Annotated in this window: 18 protein-coding genes; 17 read left to right on the top strand and 1 reads right to left on the bottom strand. The window is 52.1% G+C overall.

Features of this window, described 5'->3' with window-relative positions:
* The first annotated feature begins 179 nt into the window (after positions 1 to 179).
* Entirely contained in the window at positions 180 to 650 is a 471-nt protein-coding gene (locus tag PGL01S_RS16720) for a hypothetical protein (protein ID WP_127495729.1), read from the top strand.
* Between the two features lie 247 nt (positions 651 to 897).
* Here the strand turns inward: PGL01S_RS16720 and PGL01S_RS16715 are convergent, their stop codons facing one another.
* Positions 898 to 1125 (bottom strand): DUF1128 domain-containing protein, encoded by a 228-nt coding sequence (locus PGL01S_RS16715; protein ID WP_283094360.1) that lies wholly within the window; start codon positions 1123 to 1125, stop codon positions 898 to 900.
* Between the two features lie 150 nt (positions 1126 to 1275).
* Between PGL01S_RS16715 and yyaC the strand changes: the two genes are divergently transcribed.
* The 16 genes from yyaC (at position 1276) to PGL01S_RS16635 (ending at position 17008) form a co-directional block, all read left to right on the top strand.
* A complete protein-coding gene (gene yyaC, locus PGL01S_RS16710; RefSeq protein ID WP_127495728.1) occupies positions 1276 to 1806 on the top strand; it encodes a spore protease YyaC in 531 nt (176 codons plus the stop codon).
* Between the two features lie 34 nt (positions 1807 to 1840).
* On the top strand, positions 1841 to 2668 hold the full coding sequence (locus tag PGL01S_RS16705) for an alpha/beta fold hydrolase (protein ID WP_127495727.1): 828 nt from the start codon (positions 1841 to 1843) through the stop codon (positions 2666 to 2668).
* Positions 2669 to 2689: 21 nt separating this feature from the next.
* The gene (locus PGL01S_RS16700) at positions 2690 to 3337 is read left to right on the top strand and encodes a DUF6483 family protein (RefSeq protein ID WP_127495726.1); all 648 of its coding nucleotides are present in this window, start codon (positions 2690 to 2692) and stop codon (positions 3335 to 3337) included.
* A 31-nt stretch (positions 3338 to 3368) separates the two neighbouring features.
* Positions 3369 to 4556 carry a class I SAM-dependent methyltransferase gene (locus PGL01S_RS16695; RefSeq protein WP_127495725.1) on the top strand — a complete coding sequence of 396 codons (1188 nt, stop codon included), beginning with the start codon at positions 3369 to 3371 and terminating at the stop codon, positions 4554 to 4556.
* A 100-nt stretch (positions 4557 to 4656) separates the two neighbouring features.
* Positions 4657 to 6336 carry a histidine kinase N-terminal 7TM domain-containing diguanylate cyclase gene (locus PGL01S_RS16690; protein ID WP_244935629.1) on the top strand — a complete coding sequence of 560 codons (1680 nt, stop codon included), beginning with the start codon at positions 4657 to 4659 and terminating at the stop codon, positions 6334 to 6336.
* A 166-nt stretch (positions 6337 to 6502) separates the two neighbouring features.
* Positions 6503 to 7588 (top strand): HD-GYP domain-containing protein, encoded by a 1086-nt coding sequence (locus PGL01S_RS16685; protein ID WP_127495723.1) that lies wholly within the window; start codon positions 6503 to 6505, stop codon positions 7586 to 7588.
* 87 nt (positions 7589 to 7675) lie between these two features.
* Positions 7676 to 8035, top strand: coding sequence for a hypothetical protein (locus PGL01S_RS16680; RefSeq protein WP_127495722.1), 360 nt, complete (start codon positions 7676 to 7678; stop codon positions 8033 to 8035).
* Between the two features lie 273 nt (positions 8036 to 8308).
* Positions 8309 to 9181 (top strand): YitT family protein, encoded by an 873-nt coding sequence (locus PGL01S_RS16675; RefSeq protein WP_127495721.1) that lies wholly within the window; start codon positions 8309 to 8311, stop codon positions 9179 to 9181.
* A gap of 23 nt (positions 9182 to 9204) precedes the next feature.
* Positions 9205 to 10254, top strand: a complete 1050-nt coding sequence (thiL, locus tag PGL01S_RS16670; RefSeq protein WP_174806573.1) for a thiamine-phosphate kinase — start codon at positions 9205 to 9207, stop codon at positions 10252 to 10254.
* Between the two features lie 13 nt (positions 10255 to 10267).
* Positions 10268 to 10765, top strand: a complete 498-nt coding sequence (gene tsaE / locus PGL01S_RS16665) for a tRNA (adenosine(37)-N6)-threonylcarbamoyltransferase complex ATPase subunit type 1 TsaE (protein ID WP_127495751.1) — start codon at positions 10268 to 10270, stop codon at positions 10763 to 10765.
* On the top strand, positions 10758 to 11579 hold the full coding sequence (gene tsaB, locus PGL01S_RS16660) for a tRNA (adenosine(37)-N6)-threonylcarbamoyltransferase complex dimerization subunit type 1 TsaB (protein WP_127495719.1): 822 nt from the start codon (positions 10758 to 10760) through the stop codon (positions 11577 to 11579). The genes tsaE and tsaB overlap by 8 nt, the downstream gene beginning before the upstream one ends.
* Positions 11579 to 12064, top strand: coding sequence for a ribosomal protein S18-alanine N-acetyltransferase (rimI, locus tag PGL01S_RS16655; RefSeq protein WP_127495718.1), 486 nt, complete (start codon positions 11579 to 11581; stop codon positions 12062 to 12064). Before tsaB ends, rimI begins: the two co-directional genes overlap by 1 nt.
* Positions 12058 to 13107 (top strand): tRNA (adenosine(37)-N6)-threonylcarbamoyltransferase complex transferase subunit TsaD, encoded by a 1050-nt coding sequence (tsaD, locus tag PGL01S_RS16650; RefSeq protein ID WP_127495717.1) that lies wholly within the window; start codon positions 12058 to 12060, stop codon positions 13105 to 13107. Before rimI ends, tsaD begins: the two co-directional genes overlap by 7 nt.
* An 894-nt stretch (positions 13108 to 14001) precedes the next feature.
* A complete protein-coding gene (locus PGL01S_RS16645; protein ID WP_127495716.1) occupies positions 14002 to 15543 on the top strand; it encodes a 2-isopropylmalate synthase in 1542 nt (513 codons plus the stop codon).
* A gap of 470 nt (positions 15544 to 16013) precedes the next feature.
* Entirely contained in the window at positions 16014 to 16742 is a 729-nt protein-coding gene (locus tag PGL01S_RS16640) for an ABC transporter ATP-binding protein (protein WP_116393663.1), read from the top strand.
* Positions 16743 to 16789: 47 nt separating this feature from the next.
* The gene (locus PGL01S_RS16635; RefSeq protein WP_116393664.1) at positions 16790 to 17008 is read left to right on the top strand and encodes a hypothetical protein; all 219 of its coding nucleotides are present in this window, start codon (positions 16790 to 16792) and stop codon (positions 17006 to 17008) included.
* The last annotated feature ends 8 nt before the right edge of the window (positions 17009 to 17016 follow it).

Below are 17016 nucleotides of genomic sequence, written 5' to 3'. Positions count from 1 at the left end.
AATAATACAAATCTGTAAAGAAATTAATTTGTAAATCGAAAAAAATTATGGTATTTTTTATATGAAAATATAAACTATTCGCATTGTTATATTTTTATGAAAGATACGTGTTCTTTTTTGATAAAGGGGAAAGTCAACGCTTATCTGAGCATTTATTTCAGGTTAACGGAGGGGTCAAAATGCCGGAAGCAATTATGCCTTTAGATGATTTCTTGCAGCTGAACGCCGAGGAGCAGATCGAAAAGCTGAAGCGCTGGAAGATGGATTATACGCTTAAGGATATTCGGGAAGCTTGGAATTTCAAGCATTCGGCGCAATATTATATGCTGCTCAAGAAGCTGCGGATTTACGAGCGTGTGGTGAATAAATCAGATAAGTTTTACCCGATGCAGGACCAGCTGCTGGTTCAGCAGGGCGGAGCGAAGGAACGCGCCTGGAGAGGTCGCAGCACTTATGCCCAGCAGGACGAACAGCCGGCAGACCATTTCAACTACCAGTTGAATACAACGCTTACAGGCACGGAGCTGGCGGAAAAGCTCGAGCGGCTGGCGTTCTTCCTGAAGGGGGAGCAGAAGCCGGTGCAAATCAGCTTGACCATCGAATCGGCTGAGGCGGGGGCTTCTATGGAAGCCGAGGAAACAAACGAATAAGAGACAGCAAAAAGGGGAGCTCCGATTGGGATAGGAGCCCCCCTTTTTTTGTCAATAATCGGTTATTGAACATCTGTCTAAAAAAATCTAGTTAATGGCTGTTAGTGGTAAAGATTGTAATAAATAATGTTACTTTCAGAGTACGGCTAACATAAAGCTAGGGCATAAGACTTCGTTCCGAAGTCTTATTGGGTAAAGGAAAGCACCGGCGGGTGTTGAACGCCTGCCGGTGCTTTCCTTAATGTCGCTATTTGCCGCGCAGCTTGCCCAGCTCCGATACCAGAGCTTCAACCTCGCTGATGCTGAATTTCTCCTTCGAAGCAACAACTTCGTACAAATCGCGGATATCCTCGTATTGATCAATGCTGAAGTGGGAAGCCTGCATCGCTGCCGCTGTCGCCATTCTTAGCTTTGTTTTGATGGTCTCGATCATAAATTCCACGTTCTGCTGGGTTTGTTCTTCCAGATTCACCATGATTAGTCCCCTTTCCGTACAACTTGTCATTATTCTCGCCATTGTAACATATTTCACGCATCTCATGCCTGTAAATTGAACCATACCGCGTAATTCGGGTACAATGAAAGAAACTACCATTTGTACGAACAACATAAAGCAGGTGTATTCATGTCAGGGAAGACAATCGTTCAAGCGGATAACGGGGTGGAGGGTCTTCAGGCATTTCTGGCTCATGTAGCGGAAAGGCATCCCGACCGCAGCCGGGTCGTATTCCTATGTATCGGTACGGACCGCTCCACCGGAGACAGCTTTGGCCCATTGGTAGGCACCAAGCTGGAAGAGCGGGGTTGGCAACATGTCTTTGGAACATTAAAGCAGCCCTGTGACGCAAAACGGTTCGCGGAAGCGCTGGAACAATCGGCCGAGCGGGAGAATGCCGTGATTATTGCGGTTGATGCCTGTCTTGGCAAGCCGCTGTCCGTTGGAAAGTATATTACGGCGGAAGGACCGCTCACGCCCGGTCAAGCAACGGGGGCCAGGCTGCCGGCCGTTGGCGATTACAGCATTGCGGGTGTCGTTAATGCCAGCAGCCATAAGCCGTATATGACGCTTCAAACGACCTCGCTGTATACCGTCATGCAAATGGCTGAGACGGTTGCGGAGCAGGTGCATCAGGCCTGGAAGCAAGCTTCCGGCTAGGCTGGACAAATAACTTTGTTGAAGGAGTAGACGAATGACTCAACTTACCATCGCCAATCACACGATCACGCTGCCAAGCGGCATCTCGTTAGCTTATTACGATTCCCGGACGGATGAAAAGCCGGTTGTGGTGCTGCTGCACGGCTATTGCGGAAGCTCCGCCTATTGGGAGCGGGTTGCAGAGCCGCTTGCCCGCCAAGCCCGCATTATTGCGCTCGATCTTCGCGGACATGGACGCTCATCCGCAGAGACAGGACCGGAAGAGACGAATTCTATGGAATTGTATGCGGACGATCTGGCAGCCATGCTGGAGCAATTGAAAATAAACAAGGCATGCGTTCTCGGTCATTCTCTTGGAGGATATATTACGCTTGCGTTTGCCGAGCGCTTTGAAGAGAAGCTGTCCGCTTTCGGGCTGGTTCATTCCACTCCGCTGCCCGACGGCGATGCGGCGAAGGAAAACAGGGATAATGCCGTAGCCGCCATTAAAAAGGACGGCGTAAGCGCATTTGTGGAGGGACTTGTTCCGAAGCTTTATTCCCCGGACAATAAATCGGCGATGCCGGATCAGGTAGAACGTTCCATCGCCATTGGCAGAGGCACAAGCGAAGCTGGCGCGATTGGCGCGGCCAAAGGGATGAAGGATCGCCCCGACCGAACGGAGGCGCTGAAGCGGACAACGCTTCCGGTGCTGCTGCTCGCTGGCGAGCAGGATCAAATTATTCCCGCGGAACGCACCTTTGTTGTCGACGGGGCAAACGTTACCCGCGAGAAGCTTGCGGATGCCGGACATATGGGCATGGTGGAGCGCCCTGAAGCTTTCGCGGAAGCCGTGCTGCGTTTCATAAATAAGCTTAATTAGCCATTAGGGGAGGGGAACAGGTTGTTTCGTCGCGACTACTTAATGAACATGATCGAACAGATGACGGAGGCCGTCGGTCAAATCCTGCAATTGAAGCGGGAGCTTAAGCATCAGGACGCCTTGCTCGTGATCGATGAGCTGCTGGATAAACGGTTTGGACTTAGCGGCAAGCTGATCCGTTCCTTGTCCGACAAGGATTTGATGGCGGTGCTGACTACAAACGGCGTTATGGAGACGGACAAAATACAGGCGATAGCCGTAACCTTGAAGCAGGAATCGGAGCTGCATGCCGAGCTCGGCAACGGAGACGCCAGCTTTGCGTCCGGTTTAAAGGCGCTGCAGCTCTTTATGAGGCTGTCGTTAGTTGACGCCGAGCCTACGCTTGCGAACCCGTCGAAGGAAGCGGGAGAGCTGCTTGAGCAGTTAAAAGCGTATGAGCTTCCGGACCATGCCAAGCAGCTGCAAGCCGAATGGCTGGAGGGGGAAGGCCAGTTCGCGGGGGCAGAGGATGTCCTGTATGAGCTAATGGAAGATGGAGCGGTAACCGGCGAAGAGGTCGAAGCCTTCTACCGCCGCTTGTTATATTGCGATGACGAGAAGCTGGAAGCCGGCGGATTGCCCCGCGAGGAAGTTCAATACGGGCTTGATTCGTTAGCGGCAAATAAATAAAAGCAAAGATCCATAGGAGTGACTTTTCAATATGACAGAAGAATGGCAGCAGTCCATACAAAAAATCGTAGAAGCAGGAGAACTGCTGCAGGGAACGCTAAGCCAGCTGCGCCGCAAGGATGGCGCGGCTGCCCCCAAAACGGTGGTGAGGCCGGTTCAATTGAAGAACGGGCTCCATCTGCAGTTCGAATACCATTACAGCAATAAAGTAACCCATGATAACGTAAAGCCGGAGCTGGCTGGCGCCAGAATCGTCGAGCTGCTCGAAGGCGATTACAAGCAGGCATTGTTCAAGACGCCAACGGAGGATCTCCAGCTGCTGTTCAGCAAGAAAGGAAAGGCAACGATTCTCAGCAAGCCGCCGACCGGAACGGTAAAGGCTTCGGCGGAGCTGCAGCATAACCGCCAGAAAAACCGGATTCTGGCGGAAGGAACCGCCGCGCCTTTTCTCGTGGAGCTTGGCATTATGTCGAAGGACGGAGCCGTGCACGCAAAGAAACAGGACAAGTACAGACAGATCAACCGTTTCCTGGAGATGGTGACGGATGTGCTGCCCAGCCTTCCGGCGGACAAGCCGCTTACGATTGTCGATTTTGGCTGCGGCAAATCGTATCTGACCTTTGCCTTGTACCACCTGCTGGCTGTCGAGCAGAAGCGGGAGATTTCGATAATCGGCCTGGACTTGAAGGCGGACGTGATCGCTTTTTGCCAGGAGCTTGCGGACCGGCTTCACTATGACAAGCTGAAGTTTCTGGTGGGGGACATCGCTGATTACGAGGAGCTAAACGAGGCCGACATGGTCGTTACTCTGCATGCCTGCGATACGGCCACGGATGCCGCGCTTGCCAAGGCAGTCAAATGGGGAGCTTCGGTCATTATGTCCGTGCCTTGCTGCCAGCATGAGTTGTTCAGGCAGGTGGAGAGCGACGCGTTGTCTCCGATTCTGTCGCAGGGACTTCTGAAGGAGCGCTTCTCGGCTCTTGCTACGGACGCGGCCAGAGGCACCTTGCTGGAGGTGCTTGGCTACAAAGTACAGATGCTGGAGTTTGTAGATCCGGAGCATACCCCTAAAAATCTGCTCATTCGAGCTGTCCGCAGCGGGCAGAAAGGGTCGGCGGAAAAGTGGGAGCAGTACGAGCGCTTCCGCAGCTTCCTGCACATATCTCCGTCTTTGGAACATATGCTGGCGGACCTTTGGCCTACCCATTCCAAAAAATAATACGCAGGAAGTCCTATGGAAAGAATTGTCGATTGAAATAACATTTGCTACAATGGCAATAGATGGATAGACAATGGATGGGTGAACCGTATTGGAATCGATGATGTGGCTTGATTTTAGCATGTTCCTCGTACTGCTCGGTTTGTTTTTCTACGTGTTTGCTGTCGGTACCATTACCGTGCTGCACAAAATTTATTTCGCGCTGCATCTGGTGTTGATGGTTTGGCCGCTTACTCAATTTATTGCTCAAACGATGCCTGGTTCTCCATACAGGCTTTTTTATCTTTTGGCTTCTTACTCCGGATTGTCCTTGGTAGGCGTAGGGTGGTTTATCTTTGTTGTTTTTATGACGGGACAAGCCCAGTTGATACGTACGCGGCGGCTTATTATGCTGTCGGTCCCGGCGCTGATCTCCGTTGCGTTTGTCGTCGTAAATCCGGATCGGCTGTTCCTCTCCATTAACGAACAGTTGACGGATAAGCAGCTTCAAAGCGGACCGTTATACTGGTATATGATCGTTCAGCTGTTCTCTTATATTCTCGTATCCCTGGTGATCATGGGTTATACGCTCCGCCGCGGCGTGTCCGTCCGGCAGCAAATGCTTGTCCGAACGGCCATGAACGGGGTATTCGTGCTTGTTTTGTTCGGATTAGGCGATTTTTTCGTCAATATTATCCTTATTAACTATTTTTCCTCTTATTTCTCGATCTTCTCCGTAGGGATTACCTTGTCCGCGGTGTATCTTGTGCACGCGATTACGAGACACCGGGTCTTCGACATCATTCAAATCGTACAGCGAGATGTGATGAACACGATCTCGACAGGTATCATCGTCTTGGATGAGAGCGGGGTCGTGCTCGAGTTTAACAAGGCGATGAAGCCGATCTTGAAGCTGAAGATTGGCGAGCGGTTTTCTCCGGAGGCGCTTGCGGTCCATCTTCCCAAGCCGATTCGGAAGCAGTTCAACCAATTCCTGCAGGAGCAGAAGCTGTGGCCGATGGAACGTCAGGAGCTGGAGATTTCGCTGCATAATAACGGCCATTACCGTTATATCGTTGTGCAGGCCGCCCCTATTCTGAGCCAGAAGAAGAAGGAGCTGCTCGGCCGCCTTTTGACCTTCCACGACGTGACGGAGCTGCGTCTGCTGGTGGATGAGACCAATACGCAGAACGAGCTGCTTCAGGACAGGAACCGCGAGCTGTTAATCATGCAGGACGAGCTGTTCCAAGCCAACAAGAAGCTGGAGCATATGGCGATTACGGACGGATTAACCGGCTGCTATAACCGGAGATATTTGCTGCAGCAGCTGGAGCATGAGATTGCGGTGAACGTGCAATACGGCATTCCTTTTTCGATCTTCCTCTTCGATATCGATTTATTCAAGGCCATTAACGATCAATATGGCCATCTAGTAGGAGACGAAGTGATCTGCTCGACGGTCGAAGCGGTGAAAAACACGCTGCGTTCCGCGGATATTCTCGCCAGGTACGGTGGTGAAGAATTCACGGTCTACCTGCCTCATACGACCCGGGACCAGGCGGATATTATTGCCGATATGGTTAAGGAATCGGTAGAGCAGAATGTCGTCAGGACGGGCCTAGGCAGTCAGTCGGTCAGAGTAACAATCAGCATGGGAGTCGTTTCGGTAGAGCAGTTCGACAAGCGGGCTTTGGATGATCCGAAGGCTTTCCTAAGAGAATTGCTTGCCCAGGCTGACGCGGCATTATACGAAGCGAAATACAGCGGTCGCAACCGTATCGTCAAGCGTAAGCTGGCTTGATGGCAGACTCGGCAAACTAAGGGGTAACAGACCTGGTATGCCGAGTTTTTTTGTCATTATTTTAAGAAACAATGATAGATATCCTTCCATGATGGTCAGCCCAACGTATATCTGATAAAATAGCTTCGTACTGTTGATTGAGTATGGATCGAAAGAGGTATGAGCGATGAGAAAAGTGCAAATTGGATCGGTCAAACCTGGGGACAAGCTTGCAAAACCGATATTTCAAGATAATGGACGGGTTCTGCTTGGCGAAGGCGTAGAGCTGAATGATCGTTATATAAATCGGCTTCAAAATTTGGGCGTGGATATTGTTTATATTGAAGACGGCATGACAGAGGATCTTATTCCCGAGGATACGCTCAGGGACGAGACACGCCAGCAGGCGGTAGAAGCGATCTATAAGACGATGAATTCCTTCAAGGACCAGTCGGTTGTAATGAAGGGCAGGGCTATCGCCCCGGATTTGGGACGTACCTTTCGCAACGTGTTTGGCCAGATTATGACGGATTTGACGGCTAGGCCCAACATGATGGTCAATCTGACGAATATTCATGTCGCCGACGCTTATTTGTTCCATCATTCGGTGAATGTCGCAATGCTTGCCGGAGTGATGGGAATTGCGAAGGGTTATAACCGCAACCAGCTGGAGGAGCTTGGCATCGGAGCGCTCCTGTTCGATATCGGAATGACCAAGATCCCGCAAAAGCTGATTGAGAAGGTAGGACCACTGACAGCCGAAGAACGGGTAGTGATGGAGAGTCATACCAAGGAAGGCTTTGATATTTTACGCAAATATCATGACATCTCCGTCGTATCGGCGCATTGCGCGCTTCAGCATCACGAACGTTATGACGGCTCCGGTTATCCGCGCCGGCTGAAGCGGGACGAGATTCATATGTATGCCCAAATCGTGGGAATTGCGGATGTCTATGATGCGCTAACCTCTCCGCGGCCTCACCGCAAGCGGTATACGCCTTCCGAGGCGATTGAATTCCTGTTTGCCGCAGGCAATACTTACTTTGATTTTGATCTGATCAAGCTGTTCTGCAAGCATATATCCATATATCCGGTATCAACGACGGTACTGCTCAGCTCGGGACAGGTTGGGGTTGTGTCTCTTAACAGCGAGCTTGCCCTGCATCGGCCAAGAGTCCGGATTATCCGGGAAGCGGACGGCAAGGAACCGGCTTCGCCGTATGATCTGGAATTAAAAGACGAGCTGCATTTGACGATCATCAAGGAATTGTAATTTTGGACGGACGTGCATAGGATTCTATCCATACCAAGCTATCACTCTCTGAATATCCTAATAAAGAATTAGGAGGGAGGGTGACAAATGGCTGCTAGAATAAGACCGACTTTAAAAAGTCCTTCCAAAGGCAAGGGAAAAGTAATTAAAAGAACGGCCCAATTAGCACCTCAGCAATCAGGCCCGATTTTTAACAGATTGACAATCGTTTGGGTAAACGAGGAAGGGATTCCGTTTAACACTACCGGCTTTTTTGCTAGATTATCCAGAGGGAACACGGTTGTTTCCACCGCGAATTTCGACCGCTTTGGCGTAATTCGCTTCAACAATATTACGACTCTTACAAATGCAACGTTTACGCTCCGGATCTTCCGAAGCGCCGACGGAGCTTTATTCCGTACTAGAACGATTCCATCCGGCGTAGAGACATTTGCCGTTATCGGTTAATTCGACGAACTAGATTCAAAGCGGCTGTGCTAGTTATAACGTGCACAGCCGCTTTTTTATTTCTAATAGGTTAATGCGAATTGATTCAAGGGAATCCCCGAGCAATGGCGACCGGAAGAACATCATATGCGTGGTTTGCTTATTAACCTGACATCCTATGGGACAAGTTTCGAGGTGGATTGCTATATTCTGCACAGGCCGGTCTTTGAATATCTTGTTTATTAAGGTAAAATAATCGTAATTAGCGAGTTCGGGGGGAGGAACAAGCTACATATGACGGGACATGCACAGCACTTAAAGCTGCCTAAGCTGGAGCTGCTTCGCAGGATTTTGTTTATCACGCTGGGAGCGGCTCTTGTTTCAGTAGGATTGGAGATTTTTTTGGTCCCCAATCACATTATTGACGGCGGGATCGTCGGGATATCGATTATCGTATCCCATTTGACGGGACTGCCCCTGGGTATTTTCCTATTCCTTCTTAACCTGCCTTTTTTGGTGCTTGGCTACAAGCAGATTGGCAAAACGTTCGCGATGTCGACCCTGTACGGGGTAAGCGTGATGTCGCTTGGCACCTTCCTGCTTCATCCCGTTCCGCCTTTGACGGAGGAATATTTTCTTGCCTCGATATTTGGCGGAGTGATTCTGGGGATTGGAGTCGGTATCGTAATCCGTTTCGGCGGATCGCTCGACGGCACGGAGATTATCGCTATTTTGTTTAACAAGCGTCTGCCTTTTTCGGTTGGCGAGATTGTAATGTTTTTTAATTTGTTTATTCTCGGAAGCGCGGGTTTTGTGTTTGGCTGGGACCGCGCGATGTATTCGCTCGTCGCCTATTACATTGCCTACAAGATGATTGATATTACGATGGAAGGCTTCGAAGAATCCAAAGCGGTCTGGATCATCAGTGATGAGGCCAGAGAGATTGGCTCGGCCATTATGGACCGACTTGGGCGCGGCGTGACGTATCTGCATGGGGAAGGCGGTTTTTCTGGCGGGCAGAAGCGGATTATTTTCTGCGTCATAACCCGTCTGGAGGAAGCGAAGATGAAGTCCATTGTGCAAGAGCTGGATCCTTCGGCGTTTCTTGCGGTTGGCAATATTCACGATGTGAAGGGCGGCAGATTCAAGAAGCGGGATATTCACTAAAAGGATAGTTGGGAGAAAAGGCAGTGGACGAATTTGCAAGCATCCGCCATTGGACTTCGGGGCGGCAAAGCGACAGCTGGCAGCGGGAACGCGGAGTCCGGCTTGGCATTGGAGACGATGCGGCGCTTGTTGACCCTGCCGCTCCGATTGCCGGCGTAGCTTCACCGTATGAATACATCATGGCGATGGATACGATGGTAGAGACGGTGCATTTTAACGAGGTAACGATGTCCTGCGAGGATATCGGCTATAAAGCGCTTGCTTCCAATGTGAGCGATATAGCTGCCATGGGCGGCGTGCCGCTTCAGGCGCTTGTTTCGGTAAGCGTGCCGAGGCAGGTAGGGCCGGAGCAGATGCGCCGGCTCTATGATGGATTGTACGCTTGCGCCGAGCAATATGGCGTAGCGGTGATTGGCGGGGATACGACCTCGTCGCCGCAGCATCTTGTTGTCGCGGTGACGGTGACAGGCGCCGTCGAAGCGGGCAAAGCGCTGCGCCGGTCGGGGGCAAAGCCCGGCGACGCGGTTGTATTGACCGGGCCCGTCGGCAAGTCGGCAGCCGGGCTGCATTTCCTGCTCGCGCAGCATAAACGCGGCGCGGATAGGCTTGCGGGGGAAAGCGCGGCCCAGCTTGTGCGGGCGCACCGCCGGCCGTCTCCGTCGGTACGGGCGGGACGTCTGCTGCTGGCGCGGGGTACTTGCCATTCGCTTAACGACGTAAGCGACGGTCTTGCCAGCGAGGCTTGGGAGATCGCTGAAGCGTCGGGGCTTGCCGTATCTTTATTCGAGCGGCAGCTGCCTCGAAGCGGCAGTATGGCCGCTTATGCAGGCGCGGCTGGCATCGACCCGCTGGAATGGATGCTGTACGGCGGAGAGGATTATGTGCTGCTCGGGACGATTAAGTATGGCGATGCGGCAGCGACACAGGCGGCTTTCCATGCGGAAGGGCTGCCCTTTTACATCATTGGGGAGACGTCGGCAGGAGAGCCGGCGGTCGAATTAATCCGCGCGACGGACAGAGGCGAGCTGAGGCAGCCGCTGGCTAAACGGGGCTATAATCATTTTGAGCAATAAGCAGGTGAAGAAGATGACGATCGAAGGACAAGTTGTGCTTAACGTACGGAGCGAGCAGGAAACGGCCTTGCTTGCGCAGCGGATTGCCGGACTTGCGAAACCGGGCACGGTGCTTGCGCTGGACGGAGACCTTGGAGCCGGCAAAACAACCTTTTCGCAAAAATTCGCGAAAGCCATAGGCGTAACGGATATCGTAAACAGTCCGACGTTTACGATTATTAAAGAATACGAGGGGGCTGCGATGCCCTTTTATCATATGGATGTGTACCGTTTGTCTCTGGAAGAGGCCGATGAGCTGGGGCTGGACGATTATTTCTTCGGCGACGGGGTTACGATCGTGGAATGGGCAAGCTTGATTGAAGAGCTGCTGCCGCCGGAGCGACTGGAAATATATATTGCGCATGAGGGCGGCGAGGAGCGCCAGTTCCGGATCTCCGGAATCGGCGAGCCGTATGCCTCTTGGAGCGATGCGTTTTCGAATGAGATGGGAGCAGGGAATAACGATGACTGAACGAATGGATGGACCGGTATTAGCGTTTGATACTTCAACCGCTGCTTTTGCTGCAGCGATCTTGGATAAAGGCCGTATTTTGGGGGATATGCAGTCGCTTGCGGAAAGAAACCATTCCGTGCACGTCATTACCCATATCAAGCAGCTGATGGAACAATGCGGCGTAACGTCCAAGGATGTAGGCGCAATCGCGGTTGGCAGCGGGCCGGGGTCTTATACGGGGATGCGGATTGCGGTTGCGGCAGCAAAAACGCTCGCTTGGGTATGGGGCAAGCCCCTGATCGGCGTATCCAGCCTTGAGGCGATCGCCTACGGTGGCTGGCATCAAGCGTCAGGCATTCCGCTTGGTGCGGCTTCTGCTTCCGGAGCCGGCACAGGCGAAGACTGGGTGCTTCCGATTATGGATGCCCGGCGCGGACAAGTCTACACGGGCGGCTACGCGATGTCGGCAGATGGCGAGTGGAGCGGCTTTGCGGCGGACGGCGTAAGACTCATGCATGACTGGGTGGACCGGATTGCCGGAGAAGCGGCAAGGCAGCAGGGGCAAGTAAAACGGATTTGGGTTATTGGCGATCTGGCGCTGCACCGGGAAGAAGCAGAACGGCTTCAGGCTTTATGCGTGGCAAATCAGTCCGGAACGGAAGTGCATCTGCTGCCGTATGAACTGGAAGGCCGCGCGGTAGCCTGGCTTGGCCGGGAGCGTCTGCTAAAAGGAGAGATTGCGGATACCCATGGATTGACGCCTAACTATACCCAGCTTGCTGAAGCGGAAGTAAATCTTCGCGCCAAGCAGCAGGGGGAGGCGAAGTCCTAATGCTGTCCGATCTTGTTTTTCGTTCCATGACGGTGGCGGATATCCCGTCTATCGTTGCGATTGAGCATGAGGCGTTTGCCACTCCGTGGACGCCGGAAGCGTTCAAAAACGAGCTGACGAGCAATATGTTTGCGCGTTATATGGTGATGGAGCATGACGGCCAAATTATCGGCTACGGCGGGATGTGGGTCATTGTGGACGAGGCGCATGTCACTAACATTGCCGTGCGCGCCGATCATAGGGGCCAAGGGCTTGGAGAGCGGCTTTTAACCGAGCTGCAGCGGACGGCGGCTTTTTTCGGCGCGAACAAAATGACGCTGGAAGTACGCGTGTCCAACGAGATTGCGCAGGGCTTGTACCGGAAGCTGGGCTTTAAGCCTTCGGGCATCCGTCCGGCTTATTATTCCGATAATAACGAGGACGCGTTAATTATGTGGGCGGATCTCAATTCCTATGAGCCTGCAACAGAGGAGCAAGAATGGTGAGCACAACAAATCAGGATGCCGTCATACTGGCGATCGAAACAAGCTGTGACGAAACTTCGGTCGCTGTCGTACGCGGCGGTAAACATATACTATCCAACGTGATCTCGAGCCAGATCGAGATTCATAAACAATTCGGAGGCGTTGTCCCCGAGATCGCATCACGCAAGCATGTCGAAGTCATTACGCTTATGATCGAGCAGGCTATAGAGGAGTCCGGCCTTACGCTTCAGGATATCTCAGCGGTAGCCGTCACGCAGGGCCCGGGGCTTGTAGGGGCTTTGCTGGTTGGGATCGTTGCGGCCAAAAGCCTTGCGATGGCGCTGGACGTGCCTTTTATCGGGACGCATCATATCGCGGGTCATATTTATGCCAATCAGCTTGTTCATGAGCTGGAATACCCGTGTATGGCGCTTGTCGTTTCCGGCGGGCATACGGAGCTTGTTCTGCTGGAGAGCGAAGGCAGCTTCCGCATGATTGGCCGTACCCGCGACGATGCGGTTGGCGAGGCCTACGACAAAGTAGCAAGAGCTTTGAAATTCCCTTATCCCGGCGGACCTCATATCGACAGGCTTGCTTCGGAAGCGGAGGCTGTCATTGAGCTGCCGCGCGCATGGCTGGAGCCCGATTCTTATGATTTCAGCTTCAGCGGCTTGAAGTCTGCCGTCCTTGCCGTTATCAATCAGACGAACATGAAGGGCGAAACGCTGGATGCCGGCGCTCTTGCCCGCGGATTCCAGGAGTCGGTGACCGAAGTGCTCGTCGAAAAAGCGATTCGCGCCGTCCGCGCCTTTGGCGCCAAGCAGCTGCTCTTATGCGGCGGCGTAGCGGCGAATAAAGGGCTGCGAGCAGCACTCGCTTCGCGCTGCGACAAGGAAGGCGTGCCGCTCTTGGTTCCGCCGCACAAGCTCTGCACGGACAATGCGGCCATGATTGGCGCCGCGGCCTTTTTGAAATGGCAGAAGGGGGAATTCACTTCGCTGGATATGAAGGCGGAACCTAATTTCTCGCTGGAGGGCTGGGCTAAGCCATCCGTCTCTTCATAAATATTTTTGTTTTTATTTTAATTCTTGGAATTGACAGAATATTTGTTGGAGAATATAATGGGTACCAATAGTTCAAACTTCATACTGTGCAAACGCTAAGAACAGGAGTAGTAAGGCTAATCCGGGTTTAGAGAGCTGCGGGAAGGTGCAACGCAGTCGAAGGATACCTGAAACTCGCCTGGGAGCGGAGCAGCGGATAAGCGCGGCTGGCCATGGATAGCCCGCAAGTACGTTGCTACGGTTAACCCCCGTAACAGGGTGCGCATTCGTCAACATCCGGAGTTGGCAATGTGCCTAAGGTGGACATTCAAAGCTGTTTAACTTTGCAGCAGTAGATGTCAACAAGGGTGGTACCGCGCAGGTTAATGATAGCCTGTCGTCTCTTGATTTCAAGAGGCGACAGGCTTTTTGGTGTCTTTGAACTAGGATTGGGAAGTTTCAAGTTACGCACAGACGAATAAACATACGCTATTTCATATACAAAACGCTGGGAACAGGATCAGTAAAGCAATAGAGCGGGTACACAGCGCAATTGAGGAATCAGGCAAAGCCTGATCGAAGCAATTGCCGCTGCAGAGAGCTGCGGGGTGGTGCGACGCAGTCGAAGCTTAAGCTTGAACTCGCCTGGGAGCGGAATGATGGAGGCCGGCCGGCTGCTTAATAGCAGCAAGAGCTTATGGCGAGTACATCGTTACGGTAAACCTCCGTCATCGGGTGTTCAAGCGGGTCGGACCCGCATGAAGCTTAAGTTTAGCCAGCACGGCTGGCTGCTTCATGAAGGTTCCGGCCAATGAGAGTGGTACCACGGCAGCTCAATTACGGGCCTGTCGTCTCTTACACAGAGACGGCAGGCTTTTTTTGTTCCCCAAAAAACACATAACGGAGGGTATTCCCATGAAAAAAATTCAAATCTTCGATACAACTTTACGCGATGGCGAGCAGTCGCCTGGAGCTTCTATTGAGCCTGAACGCAAAATCATTATCGCCCGCCAGCTGGCGAAGCTGGGCGTTGATATTATCGAGCCGGGCTTTGCGATCTCCAGCCCCGGGGAATTTGCGGCTATCCAGCAAATTTCCCGCGAGCTGCAAAACGTTGAGATCTGTGGTTTTGCCCGCGCGGTGAAGGTCGACATCGATGCTGCCGTCAAGGCGACGCAGGATGCGGCCAAGCGGCGCCTGCATCTGTTCATCTCTTCCTCGGATATCCATCTGAGCCATCAGATCCGCAAGACGCGGTCGGAAGTCGTTCAGATTGCAAGGGATATGATTTCTTATGCGAAGCAGTTTGTTGACGAGATTCAATTTGCCGCAATGGACTCCACCCGTTCGGACCGTGATTTCGTCATTGAGCTGGTCGAAGCGGCAATTGAATCGGGAGCTACAATTATTAACCTGCCCGACACGCTCGGTTATGCTCTGCCAAATGAAATGGTCGATCTGTTCACGTCGGTACGCCGGCAGGCGCGAGGCGGAGACAAGGTTCGCTACAGCACGCATAATCATAACGATCTGGGCATGGCGGTCGCGAACAGCCTGGCAGCCGTGCAAGCGGGGGCAACGCAGGTTGAGGTTACCGTAAACGGCGTTGGCGAACGGGCCGGCAACTGCTCGCTGGAAGAGCTGGCGATGCTGATCGAGACGCGCAAATCGGCGCTGCAGATCGAGACCAATATCGAGCAAAGCGAGATTTATACGACCTCTCATATGGTCAGCCGCGCGATGCATTATCCAATCGCCTATAATAAACCGATTGTTGGCCGCAATGCCTTCCAGCATGAATCCGGCATTCACCAGGACGGCTTGCTGAAGGACCGCAGCACCTATGAGATCATGGATCCGGAAGCTATGGGAATCTCCCGCAGCATGATTATTCTGGGCCGCCATTCCGGCCGCCATGCCATCAAGCACCGTTTGTCGGAATACGGCATTGCAGTAGCGGACAACGAATTGAACGATGTGTATAACAAATTCAAACAAGTTGCCGACGAGAAAAAGATCGTCACCGATGATGAGCTGATCCGCATTGCCGGCGAAGCGACCGAGACGCAGCCGGATCCATACAAGCTGATGGACCTGCAGGTATTGGCCGGCAGCCAGAAGTCCCGCATTGCTTCGGTTACTATTCGGGACGGAGAGGACGGCCAGGAGCGTTCCTACTCCGGTATGGGCGAAGGACCATTGGAGGCGGTAATCCACTGTATCCAGCAGGCGATTCCCGTAGCCGCCCAATTCGAGGACTTGGAGCTGCATTCGTTATCGACGGGAGAGGATGCCCACGGCGAAGCGGTTGTGAGCATTATTATCGAAGGCGAACGCTTCCGCGGCACGTCCATTCATAAGGACATCATTTACGCGGCTGCCCAAGCTTATGTCGCGGCCTGCAATCAGGCGGTTATGACAAGCAGAAAACAGGTCATAGAAGAAAATGTCGGTTAATTGGAATAGTTATCCACAAAATCGCGACTGTTGTGCATAAGAGGAGAAAAACGGATAAATACAACGTTTTTCCTGTGCATAAAATTGCGTGCAAGTCGTGGATAGTTTTTACACAGCCTGCCTGTGGATAATGTGTATAACGTGGATAGTTGCAGGGATAAGGAAGCTTTTGTAAGTAATTAGTGACATTAACCTTTACAAATCACGCTTTGTTATCGACAGAATTAACTAACAATTCACGTTTTATTGTGGATAAACCTGTGGAAAAGGTGGACATTTCCCCGAAAGCACGAATTTTGTGCTCTCGGGGCTTTTTTTGTCCATTGCGCCCCCGCAAACCATGCCGCAAAAAAATTGCGTGAATCTGCAGCATGGTTTTCGGTGAAAACACTTTCAAATTCAGGTAAGGTTAAATTACTAGATCACGTTACGGCGAGTAGGTATTCCGGCCTGAATGGAGGAGAACTGCAGTGAACTTAGAGACGGTCATTCAAGTAAACTCGATTTGCAAATGCTATGGTCCGTACAACGCTTTAAATGAAGTCTCCTTTGAAGTAAACAGAGGCGAGCTGTTCGGCATTATCGGGACAAGCGGGGCAGGCAAAACCACCCTGCTGGAGATGCTCATGGGACTTCGCCGACCTGATCAGGGAACGATTGAAGTACTTGGCATGGATGCCATTATGGAAGCCAAGCAGCTGAAAGAATATATCGGAATGCATATGTACAGCAATTCGCTCGTAGACAATCTAACGGTTCGCGAAGCGCTGGAATTGTTTCAATCGTTTTACATCAAACAAAATGACATCGATCGGATTATTGCGGATCTGGAGCTGGAGCCGTACGTGAACAAGCCGGTGAAACGGCTGTCCGGCGGCTGGCAGCAGCGCATCGCGCTTGCTTTCGCGCTGGTGAACGATCCTGAAATCATATTCCTCGATGAGCCGACAACCGGGCTTGATAAGCAGGCGAGAGCCGATTACTGGGCACTGCTTATGAAGCTGAAGAGTCAAGGCAAAACGATCGTTATGGCATCCCATGACATGGGGGAAATGCAAAGGAATTGCGATCGCATTGCGGTGCTGCGCAAAGGGGATATCGTCAGATGCGATTCTCCGCAGCAGCTCATCTCCCAAATTCCAGAGGGCTGTTTTTCGATGGAAGGCGTATACGTTCATTTCGCTTACGCGGGAATGTAGCCTTGCCTAGATGATCCGGCCTAGTTTGAAGGAGGACTTTTGCGCATATGGAGCCTAGAAACGACACCAACGAAAGTCCGTCCGTTCATCGAAGCCAGGTGATAGAGAAGCGCATGGAGATGATTGCCGTGCTGCTCGATAAATTAAATGGGGAGGAGATCGTCCAACAATCCAAAACCAAGAAGCAACCTCAAAAGCGAAAGGGGCGAAATAACGACAAGCTGATGCAAATAGTTGGCGGCATATTCTTTCATCGTATAAGATAAGGATGACA

This window comes from Paenibacillus glycanilyticus NBRC 16618 (assembly GCF_004000805.1).
GTDB classification, from domain to species: domain Bacteria; phylum Bacillota; class Bacilli; order Paenibacillales; family Paenibacillaceae; genus Pristimantibacillus; species Pristimantibacillus glycanilyticus.
This window is presented reverse-complemented; position numbering and strand designations above follow the sequence as displayed.